A 17,735-nucleotide genomic window follows, 5' to 3' on the forward strand; every position below is an offset into this window, starting at 1 on the left:
ACCTCGTCCGCGCACGCGACCGCGAATGCCTCATCCCCTGGTGCCACCGCCCAGCCCGCCACTGCGACCTCGACCACCACCACGAATGGGCCCGCGACCACGGCCCCACCTCCACCACCAACACCGCACCACGCTGCCGCCGACACCACCGACTGAAAAACGCCCCCGGCTGGACCACCCACCACAACCCCCACCACAGCACCTCGTCAGTCACCACACCCCACGGCGCCACCTACACCGCACACCACGAACCCATCCTCACCCCACGACCACCCCGCCAGACGCCGCCACGGCCACCGAAACCACCGCGACCACCGCTCCCCGACGCCGCGCCCTTCTAGACGTCGTAGAACGGTGGCGGCCCCGCCGTCGCGGCAGCCACACTCGGAACCGGCGCCGGACACGCCGGGACCGCTGACCGATGCACGTCTAACCGACGATCGCGACGCCGTCGGGGTCGAGTGCGAGGCGTACCTCGTCGCCGGGACGGACGGTCTCGGACATCGCCGCCACCGCATCCACGGTCGACACGCCCGGCACGGACGCCGACACGTCGACCGTCACCCGCGTGTGGTCACGGCGACGCGCCCGCGTCACGACCTCACCCGGCACACCGTCGGCGGCGACGCGCAACGCGTGCGGCCGGAGCCCGACCGTCACGGCGGCGCCCGACGACCCACTACCCCTCGACCCGGTACCCGTCGACGCCGCACCCGTCGACGCCGCAGCGCCTGTCGACGAAGCGGCACCCGCCGGGGCCCACGGGAGGTCGACGGAACCGAACGGGCAGCTCACCCGGCCGTCGACGAGCTCGCCGGACAACACGGTGGTGACGCCGAGGAAACGGGCCACGCGTTCGTCGGCGGGTGCGCGCCAGACGTCGACGACGTCGCCGGACTGGCGGACATGGCCGTCGTCGAGAACGGCCAGGCGGTCGGCGAGCGTGAAGGCCTCCTCCTGGTCGTGGGTGACGAGCAGGGTCGTGGTCTTGGCGCGGCGCAGCACGCCGACCAGGTCGAGGGCCAGCGACTCGCGCAGCTCGGCGTCCAACCCGGACAGTGGTTCGTCGAGGAGCAACAGCCGCGGCCGGGGCGCCAGCGCACGCGCAAGCGCGACCCGCTGCGCCTCGCCGCCGGACAGCTCGGTCACCGGCCGTCGCTCGTATCCGGCCAGGCCGACCAGGTCGAGCAGCTCGGCGACGCGGCGCTCGCGGTCGGCGGGCGGCGTGCCCTGCATCCGGGGGCCGAACGCGATGTTGCCCGCGACGTCGCGGTGCGGGAACAACTGGCCGTCCTGGAACACGAGTCCGAAGCCGCGCCGGTGCACGGGAACGCCCGCGAGGTCGTCGCCGTCCCAGCGGACCGCGCCGGTGGCCGGTTCGAGCCCAGCGATGGCGCGCAGCAACGTCGACTTGCCCGACCCGGACGGGCCGAGCAGGGCCAACACCTCGCCGTCGGCGATCTCCAGCGACGCGTCCCGCACCGCGGGCGTGCGGTCGTAGGTGACGGTCACGCGGTCCACGGTCAGCATTCAGAACTCCCCGACGTTCGGCGTCCGCAGACGGTCGATGACGGCCGCCACGGCCGCGGTCACGACCATCAACAGCGTGCACGCGGCGTAGGCCGCCTGTGTGTTCGGTTCGCCCGGCCTGCTGATCAGCTCGTTGATCGCGACCGGCAGGGTCGGCGCCTCGGGCCGGGCGAGGAAACTCGTCGCGCCGAACTCGCCGAGCGCCACGACGTAGCCGAACGCCGCGGCCGCCGCCAGGGACCGGGCCGCGAGCGGCAGATCGACCGTCCACCACACCCGCGCCGGCCGTGCGCCGAGTGTCCCCGCCGCCTGCCGCAGCCGCTCGTCGACCGACCGGAGCACGGGCAGCACCATGCGGATCACCAACGGCACGACGACGAGCGCCTGAGCCAACGGCACCAGCAGCGGCGACGTGCGCAGATCCCCGGGCAGCGCATCGAGGGTGACGAGATACCCGAAGCCGACGGTCACCGCCGAGACGCCGAGCGGCAGCATCAGCGCCGCGTCGAGCGTCTCACCCGCCAGACGCGCCGCACGTCCGCGCGCACGTCCCGCCGCGACGAGTGCGACGGCGGCGAGCACCCCGACGATCATCGCCAGCATCGTCGCGTCGAACGCCGTCCGGAGCGAGTTCAGCGCGGCCTCCCAGCCGGTGACGCTCAGCGCGCCGTCGCCCGACCCGGACAACGCGCGGTAGCCGTCCAGTCCCCACCCGTCGCGTGTGGACAGTGAGCGGACGACGAGCGCCGCGATGGGCACGAGCAGCGCGGCCACCACCGTCAGCGCCGCCCCGACGACCCAGCGTTCCCTACCGGCGGGCCTGCGAGCCGTCGTCGCGGGAGCGCGCAACGGCGCGGCACGCTCCCGGCGCCGCCGCGCCACCCCGCCGACGACCAACGCGAGGACCACCGCCGCCAGCTGCACCAGCGACAGCGCCGCCGCGCCGGGCAGGTCGAGCAGCTGCACGGTGCGCAGGTAGATCTCGGTCTCGAGCGTCCGGTACCGCCCGCCGCCGAGCATCAACACGACACCGAAGCTCGTCGAGCAGAACAGGAACACGACCGCGGCCGACGAGGCGAGCGCCGGGGCGAGGGCGGGCAACGTCACCGTACGGAACGCCCGCCACGGCGACGCACCCAGCGAGCGGGCCGCGTCCTCGGCCCGGGGGTCGAGGTGGGCCCACAACCCGCCCACGGTGCGCGCGACGACGGCGACGTTGAAGAACGCGTTGGCCAGCACGATCGCCGCCACCCCGCCGCCCGGCCACAGCGCCTTGAACGCCAGCCCCACGACGACCGTCGGCAGCACGAACGGCACCAGCAGGAACGTGCGCACCCACCCGGCAACCCGCAGCCGGACGCGGGCGAGCAGGAACGCCACGGGCATACCCGCGAACACCGCGACGACCGTCGAGGCCGCGGCCTGCCCGAGCGTGAACGCGGCGAGATCCCACGTCTGCGCCTGCGCCAGCGTCGCGGCGACGCCACCGTCGGTGACGCCGAGCCGCAGGATCGCCACGACCGGCCAGGCGAACAGCACGCCCAGGAACGCGACCGGCAGCACCGCGAGCGCGACGACGCCGACGCCGCGGGAGCCCGGACCGCGTCGCGCGCTCCGGCTCAGCCCTCGTGCAGCGTGCGCCACTGCTTGATCCACTGCTCCCGGCCCGCGCTGACCTCGTCGGCGGGCAGCTGTGCCGGATCGTCCGGCAGCGGGGCGGCCTGCTGCCACGAGTCGGGCAGCTCGATGCCGGACCGCGCCGGGTAGACGTACATGTTCTCCGCCACCGTGCGCTGGAACTCGGGCGAGAGCAGGAAGTCGACGACCTTGCGCGCCTCCTCGGAACGGTCGGTGCCCGCGAGCACGCCCGCGTACTCGACCTGGCGGTAGCAGGTGTCGAGCAGTGCCTTCGTGCGCGGCGTGCCGTCCTCGCCGATCTCCGCGGCGGGCGAGGACGCGTACGACACGACGATCGGCCGCGGGCCGTTGCCCGACGACCCGGAGAACTCCTGGCTGTAGGCCTCGGTCCAGCCGCTCACGACCTGCACGCCGCCCTTCTCGAGCTGGCGCCAGTAGTCGCGCCAACCGTCCTCACCCCGGTCGGCGATGGTCGCGAGCAGGAACGCCAGGCCGGGCGACGAGGTCGCGGGGCTCGGCGTCACGAGCAGCTTGCTGTACCGCGGACGCGCCAGGTCGGCGAACGTGCGCGGCTCGGGGATGTCGTGGGAGGCGAACCACTCGGTGTCGATGTTGACGCACACGTCGCCGACGTCGACCGCCGTGAGCCGGTCGCCACCGGAACCACCGCCCGAGCCGTCGAGGGCGTAGCGCTGCGGGCCCTGCGAGGCTGCCTGCGCGGTGTACGGGGCGAACACGCCCTCGTCGAGGGTGCGGGACGCGAACGTCGAGTCGACCCCGTAGGCCACGTCGGCCACCGGGTTCGCCTTCGTCAGAACGAGCTTGTTGGCCAGTTCCCCGGCGTCGCCCTGGTTGAGCACCTTGATACGGATGCCCGAGCGGGACTCGAAGTCGTCGAGCACGCGTTGCGGGGCGGCGAACGAGTCGTGCGTGGCCAGCGTGACCGTCGTCGCCTGCGACTCGTCGCCGTCACCGCCCCCGACGAGGGTGCATCCGGTCGCGAACAGGCCGGTCACGGCGAGTGCGGTCAGCTGGGTCAAACGGCGCGGCAACATCAGGCTCTCCTCGTCGACACCGTTCGCGGCGCCCGGCCCGGGTCAGACGATGCGGAGGGCAGGCGGCTCGACGTGAGAACGAGGTCGAGCGGGGCGTGCCTCCCTGCGCCGGCATGACCCGGATCAGGTGCGAACGGTCGTGGGCTCGGTGCCCACCTCTCAGTCCGGCCGGTTCACCGGACTCCCGTGGCGGCGGGCACGCCCGTCGTGATCGCCGAGACCACCCCGCCGGGACCACCCCGCCGGGACCGCTCCCGTCGGAAGTGGTCTCGAACGGTGGACTCGAACCGGCGACACGGCCGACATGCCCGACTGCGACTGTGCAGCCTACCCCTCCCGGCACCACCATGGACACATGACGGAGCTACTCAGTGACGACCGCATCCAGGCGGCGCTCGAACACCTGCCCGAATGGCACCGCGACGGCGACGCGATCGTGCGCGAGGCGAAGCTGCCGAGTTTCCCCCGCGCGATCGAGGTGGTGAACCGGGTCGCCGAGCTGGCGGAGAGCGCCGACCATCACCCGGACATCGACATCCGCTGGCGCACGTTACGTTTCTCCCTGAGCACACACAGTGCCGGCGGGCTCACGGAGAAGGACGTGTCACTGGCGACCGAGATCGACGGCGCCGTGGACGCCGTCATGGACGCTTCCTGACCCCGTCTCACTCGTGTCCTGTGACGTGCGCGTCATCCGGCAACCTTCGGGTGTTGCGCTGCGTTGCACGGGTATCCGACAGCAGAGGGAGGGAGTGCGCATGAGCCGAATCGCCTTACGTACCAACGATTTCCGTACCGGGTCCGCGATCGGGGCCGGCAGGCGACCGCGGCGCGCGATCGTCGCGGCGACGCTGTCGGTGCTCATCGTGCTCGGCTCGCTGCTGGCGGGTGCGATGCCCGCGCTGGCGGATCAGGAGGAGAAGCGGCAGGCGGCTGCCGACCCGTGGGACCCCTTCACGCAGGCGGTCGTCGTGGGCGGCACCGCGTTCATGATGTTCGTCGGGCTGGCAGGCGCCGTGCTGTACTACACGGCCAAGGGTCACCGTAGGCAGACGCAACCGCACTGATCCGCGAGCTGGGGACCTCATGGCGGCGCCGACCTTCGTCCGCAAGCCCGTCCTCACGGGCGAGCTGGTGCAGTTGCGTCCGGTGCTGTCCGCGGACGCCCCCGGGCTCGTGGCTCTGCTGCGCGAGGAGGCGCTGACGTGGTGCCCCGGCCGCGGCGCCTCCGTTCCCCCGCTCGACGACCTGGCAGCGGCCCAGCGGTGGTACGAGTCGTGCGGGGAGCGCGACGACCGGGTCGACCTGGCGGTCGTGGACCGGGCGACGGAGTCGTTCATCGGCGAGGCGGTGCTCGCCGACCTCGACCGGTACAACACATCCTGCCGGCTCCGGCTGGGCCTGCTGGGCCCCTACGGCGACGGCCACCGCGACGAGGCCACCCGGCTGCTGCTCGGCCACGCGCTCGACGGCGCCGAGCTGCACCGGGTGGAGACGCAGGTCGCGGCCTGCCACGTCCGGGCGAGAGAGGCCTACGAAGCGGCCGGGTTCGTCCACGAGGGCACGCGGCGGGAGGCGATCAGCCTCGGCGACGGCAGGGCCGACGTGCACGTGCTGGCGGTACTCGCCGACGAGGGAAGCGCCTGACCCGGTTCGGGCCCGGCGCTGCACGCCTCACCAGGTCGGAACCCGACGGATTCCTCAGCCGATCCGTGCTGCCAACGTGGACAGGCCCGGGCCGTCGAGCTCGTCCACGACACCGCGACGTCCCGCGATCGCCATGAGCAACGGTTCGCCGGGGCCGCGCACCTCGTCGCCCTCGCCGGTCGAGAAGTCCACGTCGTCGGCGACGAGGCGCAGTCCGCGGATGCGCTGCTTCGCCCGCAGCGGCGGCGCGCCCACGGCGACCGGGAGCGCGGCCGCCAGGTGCTCGACAGGCACCTGACGCGGCCTGCCCAGCGCGCGCCGGATGTCCTGGTGGTGGATCAGACCGTCGACCAGGCCGATCCGCCCACCACCGAGCGCGGTGAACCCGCGCGGGGTCAGGTGCTGGTCGAGCAGTGCGAGCAGCCGCTCCGGTTCGTAGGAGTACTCGGCGACGCCCACCTCGTTCACCGCACCCGGTCTGAACCGCCCGCGGGCGAACCGCCGCAGCACGCCCGGCGCGCCCAGCTCGTCGTAACTGATCATGTGCGCCACGACGTCACGGACGCGCCAGCCTCGCACAGACTCGGCGCGTCCCATTCGTCCGGCGTCAGCGTCGCCAGCAACTCGGCCAGCTCGGTGCGCTCCCGAGTGGCCATGGCGAGCCGGTCCGGAGCGGTCACCGCCCGTCCGACGTCCGGCGGGGCGGTGGCTCGTCCGGTACGCCCTCGATGTGGGCGCCGCCACCGGGGTAGCGCCGCGGTGTCTCGTGCGGATACTGGTCGGCCGCGCCGTCCGGCTTGCGGCGCCGGGGGAACGGCTCCTGGTGGCCCGGGTGATCGGGCGGCAGGTCGGCCCCGTGGCGCTTCTCGCCCTGGTGCCGCTCGTATCCGGCACCCCGGTCCGGATCGGGCATCCAGTCGACGCCCGGCCGCGTCCCCGGGCGGCGTTCCGGTTCGGGACTCCTGTCGGGTTCGGGCATGATTCGCCTCCAGACCCAGCCGTATTGGGACCCGGCCGTATTGGGACCCGGCCGCATGCAGACCCGGCGGCCTCCTGGCTCGGCTGCTCCTGACTCGCGTCGTCAGCGGGCCGGTCACGACCGGCTCGTCGTCAACGGTAGCCGTCGACGATGATGAGCGCCATGAGCACCGAGACCTCGACCACCGACGACGCCACAGGGCCGAGCATCCAGCAGCAGCTGTTCCCGGACATGAAGTGCTTCGGGTGCGGACCCGCCAACCCGGACGGGCTCCGGCTGAGCAGCTACGAGATCGACGGGATCGTCCGCGCGACGTTCGTGCCGTGGCCGGAGCACGACAACGGCGGCGGCTACCTCAACGGCGGGATCATCTCGACGGTGCTCGACTGCCACGGCGCGGCGGCCGTGATGCTGGAAGCCCACCGCCGAGGCTGGAAGCCCGCGCCCGGCGAGGACCTCGCCTACGTGACCGCGGGGCTCGACGTGCGATTCCGCAGGCCGACGCCGCTGGACGAGCCGGTGGAGATCACCGCCGAGCTGACGGCGGTCGACGAGCCGGAGATGACCGTCCGCTGCGAGATCCACCACGGCGGCAAGCTCCGCGCCACGGGTTCGGCCGTGTGGAAACGCTGGCGGCCGCGCACCTGACGGCCCGCGCCGCGTGCCCGGGACACGCCTGGGCACGCGGCGGGTTCGGGCGAGTCAGGCGATCCACTCCCACGTCTGCGGCCCGACGACACCGTCGACGAACAGACCGTTGGCCGTCTGGAACTCCTCGACGGCGCCTGCGGTCAGCGGGCCGAACTGACCGTCCTCGAGCAGCCGCGCGCCGAACTTGTTCAGACCGACCTGAACCGCCTCGGCCGCGGCCCCGCTGTCGCCGTTCCTCCGCGTGACGACGAGAACGGCGAACGTCTTGGGCCCGGCGACACCGTCGACGTACAGGCCGTTCGCCCGCTGGAAGTCCTCGACCGCGGCGGCCGACACCGGCCCGAACACGCCGTCGACCCGCAGGTCCGCGCCGTGGTGGTTGAGCAGGTGCTGCACGGTCTTCGCGGTCTGCGGCGGGGCGGTCCGCCTCGTCGAGACGGTCGTGAACCCGGAGTCCGCGACGGTCCACGGCGCAGGAGGCTGGGACGGCACCCACTGGCCGCGGACGAGCTTCATGAAGTAGTCCCAGTCCCAGCCGGCACCCGGGTCGGTGTGCGTGGCACCGGGAGCTTCGGAGTGGGCGATGATGTGGTCCCGATCCTTCGGGATGCCCCAGCGCGAGCACAGGTGCTGCACCAGCTTCGCCGACTCGCGGTACATCTGCGCCGTGTAAAACTGGCCTGGCTCCTGAACCCAGCCTTCGTGCTCGATGCCGACCGAGTAGTCGTTGGCGCCGTTTCCGTGCCACGAGATGCGGTTCTCCCGCACCATCTGCGTGATGTGCCCGTCGGAGGACCGGACCACGTAGTGCGCGGCGACACCGTTCTCGCCCGCCATGTGGTTGATCGCGCCGCGGTAGCTGCCCTGCGTGGTGTGGATGACCACGGCGCTGACGCTCGAGCGGGTGCCACCCAGCGCGTTCGAGCCGGCGGCGACCCAGTCGTCGGCTCCGGGGTACTCCGGCACGGAAGCCGCGGCGGCCTCGGGCAGCCCACCGCGAACGAGAGCGGGCACACCCACGACGGCGGCCGCGGCGGTACCGCCGGTCACCGCGAGCATGCGCCGACGGGAAAGGCCACGAGGGGAGTTCGGGTTCTGGTCGGTCGACATTTTTCCTCCGGGGGAACGGCAGCGACATCTCCACGGGTCCGCGCCGCCGGGGAGGGTGACGGCCCGGACTCGTTGATCGCGAACCTAGGTGCCTCGACCGGATCGAGGTCCGGAAAGCCCGGAAGTCCCTACTTTGCTACTACCGACGAACGTCGGGGGGCGGGCGTGCCGCCGAGGCGTCGACAGCCGGGCGAGCCGGCCGTGCCGAGCCGGGCCGACCGTGTCGGGCGGTGTGGGAGATGCGGGACGCGTCAGGCCCCGAAGACGCGGATGCGGTCGAAGTCCTGCGCCTTGAGCGTGCGGAACCACAGCACGTGCGACCACTGCACGGTCCCGCCGGGGTGGGTCCACGAGCCCCAGGCCGCGGCGGCCTTGCCGTGCGTGACGGCGGCCTCGACGTGCGCGGCCGTGAGCCCGTCCGGCACGATTCCCGGCAGCGCGGCGGCGACCGCCTCGCGCCCCTCGACGGTGCGCACACCGTCGGCCGTCACGATCTCGAGCACACAGTCGGGTGCGAGAACGGCGGCCAGCGCCTCGACGTCGCCGAGGGCCACGTGCTCCTCGAACCGCGCCACGAAGACGTTCTTCGGCGAGTTGCCGCACGCGTCGGTGCCCGTGATCTCCACTGCCATGGCCACTCCGTTCCCCGGTTCCCGGCTCACGCTAGCCGCAGGCACCGACGTTTCAGGCCGTGTCCCCTCCCGGAGGCGGTGACGGCTCGGTGGCACTCGTGACCATGCGGAGGGTGAGGTCGGCGTAGAAGTCGCCGAGCTGCTGCGGGGAATCGGCGCCGCCGGGCCGGTACCACCGAACGAGGTCGACACCCAGCGACAGGATCGCGCGGACGACACGGTGCACGTCGACGTCGGCGAACGCCCGCTCGTCGATCCCCTGCCGCACGGCGTCGTGGAACACGGTCGTCGTGAACCGGCGCAGTTCGAGGATCTCCTCGTGGTGTTGCGGCGAGAGGGCGCCGAGTTCGTACTGGCTGACGCGGCCGACGACGTGGTGGTCGGCGTGCCAGACGACGAACCTGCGGACGAGCTCCCGCAATCGGGCCTGCGCGTCCGGGGTCGTCTCGGCGCCGCGCAACGTGTCGAGCGAACGCACGTGCCCGGTGCGGATGATCTCGAAGAGCAGCTGCTCCTTCGAGGCGAAGTGGACGTACAGCCCACCCGGCGAGAGCCCGACGGCGGACGTGATGTCGCGCGTCGTCGTGGCGTGGAATCCGCCGGCGGCGAAGCAGCGCACGCCCGACGTGAGCAATCGGCGGGCCTGCTCGCTGCGTTCGAGGCCCCAGAATCGCGCCGACTCGGCATCCGTGCCGGCCGGGTCGTCTGCTGCACTTCCCGCCACGTCGCCCCTTCCACCGGGCTGTGCCACCGGACCGACACCGCCAGCCCGGACCGACACCGCCAACCGGGCTGGTCCGGTCGCACGCGCTCGACCTTGCGGCTATGACGTGGTTCACAGTAGCATCGCGAAGGCCGGTGAATGAGCGCTCAGTATCCGAGCTGTTTCACCGGCCGGCATCCGGAGGCAACGACGCCGAGGGAGGCACCGATGGAGGTGTCCTGCGCTTTTCCGACCGCGCTGAATTCGGCCGACCACATCGCTCTGGCCGAGCGACTCGGCTACGACAGAGCGTGGGTGTACGACACGCCGCAGCAGAGCCCGGACGTCTGGATGACGCTGGCCCTCGCCGCCGAACGCACCGAGCGGATCGGCATCGGCCCGGGCGTGCTCGTACCGAGCCTGCGCCACCCGATGGTCAACGCATCCGCAACCGCCACGCTGGCGGCCCTCGCACCCGACAGGGTGACGGTCGCGTTCGGCACGGGCTTCACCGGTCGTCGCGCGATGGGGTACGGGGCCGTCCCCTGGTCGTTCATGGACGCCTACATCCGCGCGTATCGCGGACTGCTCCGCGGCGAGGTCGTCGAGTGGGAGGGCTCGCGGATGCGGATGCTGCATCCCGACGGGCACGCCCCCGCGCGGCCGGTCGACGTTCCCGTCCTGGTGGGGGCGCTCGGCCCGAAGGGCAACAAGGTCGCCACCGAACTGGGCGACGGACTGTTCGCGACTCTGCAGGTACCGGAGTTCACGAGCGACTACGCCCACAGCGCCTACCTGGCTTGGGGCACCGTGCTGGACGACGGCGAACGCCCCGACTCGGAACACGCGCGACTCGCGGGCGGCCCCGGCTGGGCGCTGTCGTTGCACGGCGCCTACGAGTTCGGCGGACCGGAGGCGGTGCGGGCACTGCCGGGCGGTGGCGCATGGCTCGACGTGGTGACGGCCTCACCCGAAGCCGAGCGACACCTGTCCATCCACTCCGGACACTGCGTCGAGCTCAACGCCGCCGACCGGGCCGCATGGGACGCGGGAGGCCACAGCACCCTGCGCGACGTGACACTGAGCGACACGCGGGACGAGATCCGGGCGAAACTCGGCGATCTCCGCGCGAGCGGCGTCACCGAGATCGTCTTCCAGCCCTGCGGTCCCGATGTCCGGTCCGAATTGGAACGTTTCCTCGACGCCGCCCGCGGATGACGGGCCGCGTCCTCGCCGACCCGCCCGCCCCACGGAACGACGGCATCACCCGGACGACAGCACCATCGACCAACAGCGACCCGGGCCACGGGCCCGCAACGGAGGAACCATGAGCCACGACGTCACGACCGTGCTGAGCGACCTGTCGTTCCTGGAGGGCCCGCGCTGGCACGAGGGCCGCATCTGGGTGTCCGACTTCTACACCCACCGCGTCTACTCCGCGGCCGAGGACGGCGGTGACCTGCGTGTCGAGGCCGAGGTGCCGCAGCAACCGTCCGGACTCGGCTGGCTGCCGGACGGCCGGCTGCTCGTCGTGTCGATGCGGGACGCGCGCCTGCTGCGGCGGGAACCGAACGGGGAGCTCGTGTGCCACGCCGATCTGTCGGCCTACGTGGGCGGGCACCTCAACGACCTCGTCGTCGACGACCGGGGCCGCGCGTTCGTCGGCGACTTCGGGTTCGACCTCATGGGCGGCGCCCCGGCACGTCCGACGAACCTGTTGCGGGTCGATCCGGACGGCACGGTCACGACGGCGGCGGAGGAGGTGCTGTTCCCCAACGGCAGCGTCATCACCGACGACGGCACGTTGCTCGTGTGCGAGACGTTCGGCAACCGGGTCACGGCGTTCGACATCGCGGCCGACGGCACGCTCACCGGCAGGCGCACGTGGGCATCGTTCGGCGAACCGCCCACCGAAACGGAGATCGAGAAGGCGCTCCCCCAGGTGGTCGTCGCGGCGGACGGGTGCTGCCTGGACGCCGACGGGGCGTTGTGGATCGCCGACGCGACCGGCAACCGCGCCATCCGGGTGCGGGAGGGCGGCGAGATCGTCGACGAGATCCACCCCGGCACCGGCGTGTTCGCATGCATGCTCGGCGGCAGTGACGGTCGCACGCTGTATCTGTGCACCGCACCCGACTTCCACGAGGACGCGCGGACGTCGGCGCGCGAAGCGGTGCTGCGTTCCGTACGGGTGGACGCCGCCCACGCGGGCACCCCCTGACCGGGCACCGCAGCGTCTCGGCCGCACTCCTTGCCGTCGCGGAGCCACGCACGTCCACGACCCACTCGCCTGTAGTCACCGACATTGCAGGTGCACGATGCAGGTCATAGCTCCGAACCAGCTCTAATTTACAGGTGTAGTCTTGGTGGTGGCGGCGATTCGTACCGCCACCACCAAGACCACCGAAGAGGGAGATCGTGGATCTGACCGGCTACCGCATCATCGTCACCGGCGGCGCCAGCGGGATGGGCGCCGCGACCGTGCGCAACTACGCCGCTGCCGGCGCACACGTCGTGAGCATGGACGTCAACGAGCAAGTCGGGCGTGAGGTCGCCGCCGCCGCGGCCGAGGCCGGGCCCGGCACCGCCGAGTTCCTGGACGTCGACGTCTCCGACGCCGACAACGTCAACACCGTCTTCGACCGGGCCGCCGGCAAGCTCGGCGGCCTCGACGTACTGGCCCACCCGGCCGCAATCCAGCGCTCCGGCAACGCCGCGAACGTCACCACCGAGGACTGGGACGCGATGTTCGCCGTCAACGTACGCGGCACGATGCTGACGAATCAGGCCGCCCATCGCCTCATGAAGCAGGCTGGACGCGGCTCGATTATCAACTTCGGCTCGATCTCGGGCCTGCGACCTGAGGCCGTCGCGCCCGCGTACTCGGCGTCGAAGGGCGCCGTGCACTCGTGGACCCGCACGGCCGCGGCCGCGTGGGGCGGGGACGGCATCCGGGTCAACGCGATCCTCCCCGCAATCGCCACACCGATGTACGACGCCGCCCTCGCCCGGCTCGACGAGGCGGGCAGGACCGCGAACTACTGGCAGAACGAGGCCACGATCGCGCTCGGCCACGAGTACGGCGACCCTGACAAGGACCTCGGCCCCGTCATGGTGTTCCTCGCCTCGGAGTCCTCGCGGTTCATCACGGGACAGTTGTTGCCCGTGGACGGCGGCCAGGCGTCGGTCCGCTGACGCCGCTCGGATGCGGCGGTCAGCGACGTCGGTGACAGGATCACCCCGTGAGTTCCTCCGCGTCGCGGTCCGGTCGCGCGGCCGCCGATCTGTCCGAACCCCGTGCCCTGCGCACGCGTGAGCGGATCCTGGCGGCGATCCGCGAGGCAGCGGTCGACAGCGACCTCGACCGACTCACCGTCTCGGCGGTCTGCCGCCTGGCCGAGGTGCACCGCGTGACGTTCTACGGCCACTGGAGTTCACTGTCCGACGCCGTCGCGGATGCGTTCGCCGAACTCGTCGACTCGCTCGCCGCGGTGTCCGGCACCGCGATCGCCGAGGCCGGATCACCCGAGCGGCTCGCCCGGTTGTATGCGGCTGCGCTTGTGGATCAGCTCGCGGAACTGCGTGAGCACCGCGCCGTCTACCGGGCGCTGTTCTCCGAGAACGGACCACACGGCTTCGAGTCCGTGCTACGGGGGGCAATGCGGGAACGCGCCCAGCAGGCTGTGGATGCGCTCTGCGACTCGGGCATCGACGTGCCCGGCCGCGGCGGCGAGGCCGCCGCCTACCTCGCCGCCGGGGTGACGGCCTCGTTCGCCCACTTCGTCCACGGCGACGGCGAGGACCTCGACGGAACCGCACGGATCATCGCCGCCCAGTTGCCGTCGTGGTGGCCGGCGGCCGGCACACATCCGGCCGGATGAGACGCCGGCGCGCGTCGAAGGAGCCGCACCCCGGCTCCGTGTCCTCAAGGGCACCACCGGGTAGCACTCACAAGTCGCGTCACGTGACGGCGTCGCCGAAACGGGCACAGTCGGCGGCGCGGGACTTTACACTCACCTGACATGAGTGACCCGACCACCGACGGCACGGCCGGACGCCCGCGGCTCGGTCCGGTCTTCTACGTGTCGCTCGTCCTGTCCGTCGGGTTCATCGCCGTCGGGTTCGCGGTGCCGTCGCGCGTGGCGGACGCGCTCGACGCCGCGCGGCGGCTGGTGGTCGGCACGTTCGGCCCGGCGTATCCGATCACGGTCCTCGTGCTGCTGGTGTTCGTGGCCGCGCTCGCCGTGACCCCGTTCGGCCGCATGCGCCTCGGGACGGCCGACACGCGGCCCGAGTTCGGCCGGCTCTCGTGGCTCGCGATGCTGCTGAGCGCGGGGGTCGGGTTGAGTTTCCTGTTCTGGGGGACCGCCGAGCCACTGATCCACCTCGCCGACCCGCCGGGCGGCGTGGCGGAGCCCGGTTCGGCCGAGGCCGCCGCGGCGGGTGTGCGGTACTCGTTCCTGTTCTGGGGCCTGCACGCCTGGGCGATCTACGCGGTGGTCGGGATCGCCGTCGGCTACTCGAGCTTCCGCCACGGCCGCAAGCTGCTGGTGAGCGCCGCACTGCGGCCGCTGCTGGGCAGCCGGGTCGACGGGCCGCTCGGCAAGGTCGTCGACATTCTGGCCGTGTTCGCGATCCTGTTCGGGGTGGCCACGTCGCTCGGGCTCGGCACCCGCGAACTCAACGCCGGCCTGGGTCACGTCCTGGACGTGCCCGAGTCGTACGGCGTGAAGATCGCGATCATCGCCGGGTTGATGACCGTCAGCACCATCTCGGCCATGACGGGGCTGGGGCGGGGCATTCGCGTGCTGAGTCTGGTCAACATCGCGTTGTGCGCCGTGCTGCTCGGGTTCGTGTTGATCCTCGGGCCGACCGCCGACATCCTCGGCACACTGGGCACCGGCCTGCGCGACTACGTGGGCAGTTTCGTGCCGATGAGCCTCGCCACGGAGGGTGCTGCGGGCGACACCTGGACCCAGGAGTGGATCTTTTTCTTCTGGGCGTGGTGGATCGGCTGGGCACCGTTCGTGGGCACGTTCATCGCCCGCATCTCGCGCGGCCGGACGATCCGCAGCGTCGTGGCGGGCGTGGTGCTGGTGCCGACGGCGGTGAGCGTCGGCTGGTTCTCCGTCTTCGGCGGCACCGCCCTGCAGCGGGAGCAGGCGGGCACCGTTGCGGTGTCCGACGTCGCGGGCAACACGAAGTCCGTCGCGACGGTCGAGGTGCTGGGCAGCCTGCCGGGCGCGACGGTGGCGTTCGTCCTGCTCGTGCCGGTGTTGGCGCTGCTGTTCATCACGTCCGCGGACTCGGCGTCGTTCATGCTCGGCAGCACCACGTCCGGGGGCAGCATGAAACCGCCGAGGCCGCTGCGGCTGATGTGGTCGTTCGCCGCGGCGTTCGCCGCCGTCCTGCTGCTGGGACGCGGTGTGACGTCGTTGCAGGGCTCGGCCGTCGTCGCGGCGGCACCGTTCGCCGTGATCCTGATCGGACTGTGCGTGTCGCTGACGCTGTCGCTGTGGCGCGACCGCGCCGCCGAACGCGCGGGCCGTCCGGTCGGCGGCGATCCACCGGACTCGTGACGGCACGCCACGCGCAACGAGGTCGACTATCCGCCGTCGCAGGTGCAGGTCGGACGGCGACCGCGACGCAACCCAGGAACGCACTGCACCATCGGCACGGCCGGCGGGCTTGCGAAGCTCGCTCAGAACATTCGTGTCGAGCAGGTAGCCCACAGGTCGGGCACCTTCGGATGCAGCTGTACGGGTTCGAAGTCGACGTCGGCGTCCTCGGGCATGCTCAGCCGGTCCACCAGGTCGGCCCCGGTTTCACCAAGCCGCCGGTATTCGTCGATCGACAGGAGCACGAACGCGGGTTCACCTCGTTCGGTGATCAGAACAGGCCCCTCTTCGGCCGCGCGCTTGGCAGCGCTGACGTCCTGGTTGAACTCGCGTGCACTCATCGTGATCATCGTGACCACCACCGAAATGTAGGTACGTAACTACATTAGGGGTCGTGATCCGCCTCAAACAACGCCGTTCACCGCTACCGTGGCCGCGTGGACACACCACTGCCCGACGAAGTGGCCGACGCCGTGGGCGCGTATCTGCGGGCAGCCGACCGTGTGCTGCCGGGCGGGATCGTCGCGGCAGCCGTCGGCGGACGATCGGCGCGAGTCGGGTCGAATGGTGCGTACTTGGCCCGGCCCGAATGCACGCCACGATCACGAGTGGAGACGTCGTCTCCAAGGAGGAAGCCGGCCGGCGCGCACTCGAGACCTTCCCCGAGCACGCGCCGATCATCCACCTTGCGCTCGCCCGACTCCGGCGCACCGCCGTCCCCGCGGCACCCCCACGGGCGCATTGGCGTGAACAGACCCTCGACGCCATGCACGCGGTCATCACGGCGGCCACCGAGCCCCGGCCGCGGTTCAGGCGTGGTTGACATCGAGGTTGTCGGGGACCAGGTCGGCTCTGTCGGCGTACTGCCGGAAGTCGAACGCCGCTGCCCGGAAGTACGCCGAGACGCGCTGGGCGGCATCGCCGGTGACGCCGACGTCGGACAGCGCCTGGCCGAACAGTCGCAGGCAGGCCTCCTCCATGTCGGCGTCGGAGCCCTGACCCGCGTCCAGGCGGCGCATCGACGATTCGTCGCCGTAGCCGGCCGTGTACAGCGCGGGCCCGCCCAGCGCCTCGGCGAGATAGGCGGCGAGGCGTTCGTCGTGCTGCGGGTGCATGCCGTGGGAGAAGGGGTGTTGCGCCAGTGGGTCGTCCAGGCACAGCTCGTGCCACCGGCGGCACACCGCCAGGATGCGGTCGAATCCGCCGACGTCCCCGTACAAGCTCATGACCGGAGGGTAGCGGCGCGAACCCGGTCGTGCCCGGGGCCGAACGGGGTTACCGTGACGCCCATGGCCACGTTGACCGACGTCGAGCGGATCGCCGCAGGGCTGCCCGAGGTGACGATGCGCCCGGCGTGGGGCCAGCGCATGTGGCGGGTGCGCGACCGCGGATTCGTGTGGGAACGGCCGTTGAACGGCACCGACCGTGCGGCGCTCGGCGACGCCACCCCGGACGGCGAACTCGCGGCCGTCCGTGTCGCGGACGAGCCCACGACCCGCGAACTGCTCGCCGCCTACCCCGACCGGTTCCTGACGATCCCGCACTTCGGCAACTCGCCCGTCCTGCTCATCCGGCTCGAGGCCACCGACACCGAGCACCTGCGCGAGATGATCGTCGACGCGTGGCTCGACCGCGCCCCGAAACGACTCGCCGCCGCCTACCTCGCCGAACATCCCGAGGACTAGAGCTACCCGGAGGCCGGGACGAGGGTGTTCTGCCGGCGCTGAATCCACCATCTGCCCCCGCGGCGGACGAACACGTACAACGCGTTCATCTCCGGGGGCTCCCCCGACTCCGCCGCCGCACGGGAGGACCACGCGGTCTTCAGTGCGACGGCGACGTCGGGCGCGACGAGCTCGATGTCACCGAGTTCGTAGTGGGCGGTCGCGTCGCGGAGCGGACCGGCAAGGCCCGCCCGGACGGATTCCTCCACCGCCGACCGTCCACGGAGGACTCCGCCGACGGCGTTCACGATCACCGCGTCGTCGGCGACGTGCCGCACGAGCAGTTCCGGGTCGTTGGTGTTGAACCCCGTTTCGACGTCCGTGACGATCGCCTGCAACGCCGCGCTGTCGCTCTTGGTCATATCCACGACACCGTCGTAGTACCTCGACCTCACTCGAGGTCAAGTCGAGAACCGTGCCGGCCGGGCTCGTCGGACCCGGCCGGCAC

23 protein-coding genes and 1 riboswitch are annotated in these 17,735 nt (G+C 71.8%); of the genes, 11 read left to right on the plus strand and 12 right to left on the minus strand.

Annotation, left to right across the window (positions count from 1 at the left end; all coding sequences use genetic code 11):
- Window positions 1-429 precede the first annotated feature (429 nt).
- Genes LY13_RS09110 through LY13_RS09120 form a run of 3 tightly spaced genes read right to left on the minus strand, consistent with a single transcriptional unit; the run spans window position 430 to window position 4,223 of the window.
- Window positions 430-1,530, minus strand: coding sequence for an ABC transporter ATP-binding protein (locus tag LY13_RS09110; protein WP_253827884.1), 1,101 nt, complete (start codon window positions 1,528-1,530; stop codon window positions 430-432).
- Complete coding sequence (locus tag LY13_RS09115) at window positions 1,531-3,174, minus strand: ABC transporter permease (protein WP_372493800.1); 1,644 nt, start codon at window positions 3,172-3,174, stop codon at window positions 1,531-1,533.
- Window positions 3,150-4,223 (minus strand): thiamine ABC transporter substrate-binding protein, encoded by a 1,074-nt coding sequence (locus LY13_RS09120; protein ID WP_253827885.1) that lies wholly within the window; start codon window positions 4,221-4,223, stop codon window positions 3,150-3,152. Before LY13_RS09120 ends, LY13_RS09115 begins: the two co-directional genes overlap by 25 nt.
- A gap of 97 nt (window positions 4,224-4,320) precedes the next feature.
- A riboswitch (TPP riboswitch) is annotated at window positions 4,321-4,414 on the minus strand.
- 164 nt (window positions 4,415-4,578) lie between these two features.
- Here LY13_RS09120 and LY13_RS09125 point away from each other — a divergent pair.
- From LY13_RS09125 to LY13_RS09135, 3 genes are all read left to right on the plus strand, one after another.
- The gene (locus LY13_RS09125) at window positions 4,579-4,881 is read left to right on the plus strand and encodes a 4a-hydroxytetrahydrobiopterin dehydratase (RefSeq protein ID WP_253827886.1); all 303 of its coding nucleotides are present in this window, start codon (window positions 4,579-4,581) and stop codon (window positions 4,879-4,881) included.
- A 100-nt stretch (window positions 4,882-4,981) separates the two neighbouring features.
- Window positions 4,982-5,290: a hypothetical protein gene (locus LY13_RS09130; RefSeq protein ID WP_253827887.1), complete on the plus strand. Its 309-nt coding sequence runs from the start codon at window positions 4,982-4,984 to the stop codon at window positions 5,288-5,290.
- 19 nt (window positions 5,291-5,309) lie between these two features.
- Window positions 5,310-5,870 (plus strand): GNAT family N-acetyltransferase, encoded by a 561-nt coding sequence (locus tag LY13_RS09135; protein WP_253827888.1) that lies wholly within the window; start codon window positions 5,310-5,312, stop codon window positions 5,868-5,870.
- Window positions 5,871-5,924: 54 nt separating this feature from the next.
- Here the strand turns inward: LY13_RS09135 and LY13_RS09140 are convergent, their stop codons facing one another.
- The 3 genes from LY13_RS09140 to LY13_RS09145 are packed head-to-tail and all read right to left on the minus strand — an operon-like array spanning window position 5,925 to window position 6,849.
- Window positions 5,925-6,413 carry a maleylpyruvate isomerase family mycothiol-dependent enzyme gene (locus LY13_RS09140; protein WP_308216292.1) on the minus strand — a complete coding sequence of 163 codons (489 nt, stop codon included), beginning with the start codon at window positions 6,411-6,413 and terminating at the stop codon, window positions 5,925-5,927.
- Entirely contained in the window at window positions 6,410-6,550 is a 141-nt protein-coding gene (locus LY13_RS25920; RefSeq protein ID WP_308216293.1) for a hypothetical protein, read from the minus strand. Before LY13_RS25920 ends, LY13_RS09140 begins: the two co-directional genes overlap by 4 nt.
- On the minus strand, window positions 6,547-6,849 hold the full coding sequence (locus LY13_RS09145) for a hypothetical protein (protein ID WP_253827889.1): 303 nt from the start codon (window positions 6,847-6,849) through the stop codon (window positions 6,547-6,549). Before LY13_RS09145 ends, LY13_RS25920 begins: the two co-directional genes overlap by 4 nt.
- A 162-nt stretch (window positions 6,850-7,011) precedes the next feature.
- On the opposite strand from LY13_RS09145, the gene LY13_RS09150 reads away from it, so the two are divergent.
- Window positions 7,012-7,497: a PaaI family thioesterase gene (locus tag LY13_RS09150; protein WP_253827890.1), complete on the plus strand. Its 486-nt coding sequence runs from the start codon at window positions 7,012-7,014 to the stop codon at window positions 7,495-7,497.
- Between the two features lie 54 nt (window positions 7,498-7,551).
- Here LY13_RS09150 and LY13_RS09155 read toward each other — a convergent pair whose 3' ends face one another.
- The 3 genes from LY13_RS09155 to LY13_RS09165 all read right to left on the minus strand — a co-directional run bounded on the left by LY13_RS09155 (window position 7,552) and on the right by LY13_RS09165 (window position 9,966).
- A complete protein-coding gene (locus tag LY13_RS09155; RefSeq protein WP_253827891.1) occupies window positions 7,552-8,610 on the minus strand; it encodes a peptidoglycan recognition protein family protein in 1,059 nt (352 codons plus the stop codon).
- A 251-nt stretch (window positions 8,611-8,861) separates the two neighbouring features.
- The gene (locus LY13_RS09160) at window positions 8,862-9,242 is read right to left on the minus strand and encodes a nuclear transport factor 2 family protein (protein WP_253827892.1); all 381 of its coding nucleotides are present in this window, start codon (window positions 9,240-9,242) and stop codon (window positions 8,862-8,864) included.
- 52 nt (window positions 9,243-9,294) lie between these two features.
- Entirely contained in the window at window positions 9,295-9,966 is a 672-nt protein-coding gene (locus LY13_RS09165; RefSeq protein WP_253827893.1) for a TetR/AcrR family transcriptional regulator, read from the minus strand.
- Between the two features lie 207 nt (window positions 9,967-10,173).
- Between LY13_RS09165 and LY13_RS09170 the strand changes: the two genes are divergently transcribed.
- The 5 genes from LY13_RS09170 to LY13_RS09190 all read left to right on the plus strand — a co-directional run bounded on the left by LY13_RS09170 (window position 10,174) and on the right by LY13_RS09190 (window position 15,524).
- A complete protein-coding gene (locus LY13_RS09170) occupies window positions 10,174-11,163 on the plus strand; it encodes an LLM class flavin-dependent oxidoreductase (protein ID WP_253827894.1) in 990 nt (329 codons plus the stop codon).
- Between the two features lie 109 nt (window positions 11,164-11,272).
- Window positions 11,273-12,166 carry an SMP-30/gluconolactonase/LRE family protein gene (locus LY13_RS09175; protein ID WP_253827895.1) on the plus strand — a complete coding sequence of 298 codons (894 nt, stop codon included), beginning with the start codon at window positions 11,273-11,275 and terminating at the stop codon, window positions 12,164-12,166.
- Window positions 12,167-12,363: 197 nt separating this feature from the next.
- Window positions 12,364-13,140, plus strand: a complete 777-nt coding sequence (locus tag LY13_RS09180; protein ID WP_253827896.1) for an SDR family NAD(P)-dependent oxidoreductase — start codon at window positions 12,364-12,366, stop codon at window positions 13,138-13,140.
- A gap of 47 nt (window positions 13,141-13,187) precedes the next feature.
- On the plus strand, window positions 13,188-13,826 hold the full coding sequence (locus LY13_RS09185; protein ID WP_253827897.1) for a TetR/AcrR family transcriptional regulator: 639 nt from the start codon (window positions 13,188-13,190) through the stop codon (window positions 13,824-13,826).
- A gap of 141 nt (window positions 13,827-13,967) precedes the next feature.
- Window positions 13,968-15,524 carry a BCCT family transporter gene (locus tag LY13_RS09190; RefSeq protein ID WP_253827898.1) on the plus strand — a complete coding sequence of 519 codons (1,557 nt, stop codon included), beginning with the start codon at window positions 13,968-13,970 and terminating at the stop codon, window positions 15,522-15,524.
- A gap of 122 nt (window positions 15,525-15,646) precedes the next feature.
- Here LY13_RS09190 and LY13_RS09195 read toward each other — a convergent pair whose 3' ends face one another.
- Complete coding sequence (locus tag LY13_RS09195) at window positions 15,647-15,904, minus strand: type II toxin-antitoxin system prevent-host-death family antitoxin (RefSeq protein ID WP_253827899.1); 258 nt, start codon at window positions 15,902-15,904, stop codon at window positions 15,647-15,649.
- Window positions 15,905-15,957: 53 nt separating this feature from the next.
- Between LY13_RS09195 and LY13_RS25925 the strand changes: the two genes are divergently transcribed.
- A complete protein-coding gene (locus LY13_RS25925; protein WP_308216294.1) occupies window positions 15,958-16,386 on the plus strand; it encodes an aminoglycoside adenylyltransferase domain-containing protein in 429 nt (142 codons plus the stop codon).
- On the opposite strand, the gene LY13_RS09205 is transcribed toward LY13_RS25925, so the two are convergent.
- The gene (locus tag LY13_RS09205; RefSeq protein WP_253827901.1) at window positions 16,373-16,789 is read right to left on the minus strand and encodes a globin domain-containing protein; all 417 of its coding nucleotides are present in this window, start codon (window positions 16,787-16,789) and stop codon (window positions 16,373-16,375) included. The genes LY13_RS25925 and LY13_RS09205 overlap by 14 nt on opposite strands.
- Before the next feature lie 63 nt (window positions 16,790-16,852).
- Here LY13_RS09205 and LY13_RS09210 point away from each other — a divergent pair, with 63 nt between their 5' ends.
- On the plus strand, window positions 16,853-17,248 hold the full coding sequence (locus tag LY13_RS09210; protein ID WP_253827902.1) for an MmcQ/YjbR family DNA-binding protein: 396 nt from the start codon (window positions 16,853-16,855) through the stop codon (window positions 17,246-17,248).
- 2 nt (window positions 17,249-17,250) lie between these two features.
- Here the strand turns inward: LY13_RS09210 and LY13_RS09215 are convergent, their stop codons facing one another.
- Window positions 17,251-17,649, minus strand: a complete 399-nt coding sequence (locus LY13_RS09215) for an SgcJ/EcaC family oxidoreductase (protein ID WP_253827903.1) — start codon at window positions 17,647-17,649, stop codon at window positions 17,251-17,253.
- Window positions 17,650-17,735 lie beyond the last annotated feature (86 nt).

Origin of the sequence: Prauserella aidingensis (genome assembly GCF_024171865.1) — a bacterium.
GTDB lineage: Bacteria > Actinomycetota > Actinomycetes > Mycobacteriales > Pseudonocardiaceae > Prauserella > Prauserella aidingensis.

Coding starts and splice junctions, on each gene's coding strand:
- LY13_RS09120 (WP_253827885.1), bottom strand. CDS start 4,223: ATGTTGCCGCGCCGTTTGACCCAGCTGACCGCACTCGCCGTGACCGGC.
- LY13_RS09195 (WP_253827899.1), bottom strand. CDS start 15,904: ATGAGTGCACGCGAGTTCAACCAGGACGTCAGCGCTGCCAAGCGCGCG.
- LY13_RS09110 (WP_253827884.1), bottom strand. CDS start 1,530: ATGCTGACCGTGGACCGCGTGACCGTCACCTACGACCGCACGCCCGCG.
- LY13_RS09140 (WP_308216292.1), bottom strand. CDS start 6,413: ATGATCAGTTACGACGAGCTGGGCGCGCCGGGCGTGCTGCGGCGGTTC.
- LY13_RS09145 (WP_253827889.1), bottom strand. CDS start 6,849: ATGCCCGAACCCGACAGGAGTCCCGAACCGGAACGCCGCCCGGGGACG.
- LY13_RS09190 (WP_253827898.1), top strand. CDS start 13,968: ATGAGTGACCCGACCACCGACGGCACGGCCGGACGCCCGCGGCTCGGT.
- LY13_RS09205 (WP_253827901.1), bottom strand. CDS start 16,789: ATGAGCTTGTACGGGGACGTCGGCGGATTCGACCGCATCCTGGCGGTG.
- LY13_RS09170 (WP_253827894.1), top strand. CDS start 10,174: ATGGAGGTGTCCTGCGCTTTTCCGACCGCGCTGAATTCGGCCGACCAC.
- LY13_RS09155 (WP_253827891.1), bottom strand. CDS start 8,610: ATGTCGACCGACCAGAACCCGAACTCCCCTCGTGGCCTTTCCCGTCGG.
- LY13_RS09160 (WP_253827892.1), bottom strand. CDS start 9,242: ATGGCAGTGGAGATCACGGGCACCGACGCGTGCGGCAACTCGCCGAAG.
- LY13_RS09135 (WP_253827888.1), top strand. CDS start 5,310: ATGGCGGCGCCGACCTTCGTCCGCAAGCCCGTCCTCACGGGCGAGCTG.
- LY13_RS09210 (WP_253827902.1), top strand. CDS start 16,853: ATGGCCACGTTGACCGACGTCGAGCGGATCGCCGCAGGGCTGCCCGAG.
- LY13_RS09215 (WP_253827903.1), bottom strand. CDS start 17,649: ATGACCAAGAGCGACAGCGCGGCGTTGCAGGCGATCGTCACGGACGTC.
- LY13_RS09125 (WP_253827886.1), top strand. CDS start 4,579: ATGACGGAGCTACTCAGTGACGACCGCATCCAGGCGGCGCTCGAACAC.
- LY13_RS09175 (WP_253827895.1), top strand. CDS start 11,273: ATGAGCCACGACGTCACGACCGTGCTGAGCGACCTGTCGTTCCTGGAG.
- LY13_RS09130 (WP_253827887.1), top strand. CDS start 4,982: ATGAGCCGAATCGCCTTACGTACCAACGATTTCCGTACCGGGTCCGCG.
- LY13_RS09150 (WP_253827890.1), top strand. CDS start 7,012: ATGAGCACCGAGACCTCGACCACCGACGACGCCACAGGGCCGAGCATC.